Source organism: Micromonospora sp. LZ34 (assembly GCF_052981855.1).
Genome location: NZ_JBRIQN010000175.1, coordinates 1 through 693, shown reverse-complemented (window position 1 = coordinate 693; position 693 = coordinate 1). Strand labels below are relative to the sequence as shown.

General features: G+C 70.4%; 1 protein-coding gene and 1 pseudogene. Both read left to right on the top strand.

The window, feature by feature from the left end; all coding sequences use genetic code 11:
• A pseudogene (locus tag ACVCAH_RS38020) lies at positions 1-204 on the top strand (2'-5' RNA ligase family protein); the annotation flags it as partial.
• Between the two features lie 82 nt (positions 205-286).
• On the top strand, positions 287-693 hold a 407-nt coding region (locus ACVCAH_RS38015), incomplete at its 3' end, for a helix-turn-helix domain-containing protein (RefSeq protein ID WP_447141036.1).

Genomic DNA, 693 nt, shown 5'->3' with positions numbered 1-693 from the left:
CCGTATGCCGGCGCCCATGCCGACGTCGTACCGCATCTGACCATCGGCCATGACGCCCCGAAGCACGTCCTGGCCCAAGCCGCCGAGGCTGTCGCCGGCCACCTGCCGATCCGCGCCACCGTCGACGCGGTCCGGCTCATTGCCGGGGCACCGGAACCCGACTCCTGGCACACACTGCGCGAGTTTCGGCTCGGCACGGCATAGCGCCGCTGCATAGCTGCGCCCCTCAGCCGACCCGTACTGACCCAACTCGGGACGGCACGTAGCGATCGGCAACGATGTCCGCGTGCAAGCGATCACCGCGTCCCGGTCAGACTGGATTCACCCGTTCACCGACCTGCGCCCTATCCAGTTTCGGCGGCTGGTGCGACTGGTTGCCGCCCGTGGCGGCTCCGCCATCGCCGACGGCCGCCCGGGCCGGCAGTGGGCACTGAACCTCGCGGATCGGGTCTTGCTGGTCGCCGCGTATTGGCGCACAAACCTCACGATGCGCCAGCTCGGACTGCTGTTCGGCGTCTCGCACTCGGCCGCGCACCGGGTCATCGACAGCCTCGGGCGTCTCCTGGCCCTCGCGCCGGTGCGCCGCCGGCCCAAGGACCAGATCGCCATCGACGCGAACACCCGCCTGGTCATCGCCCTCGGCAATCCGCAACCCGGCAACCGCAACGACACCGTCGCCTACCGCACCAGCGG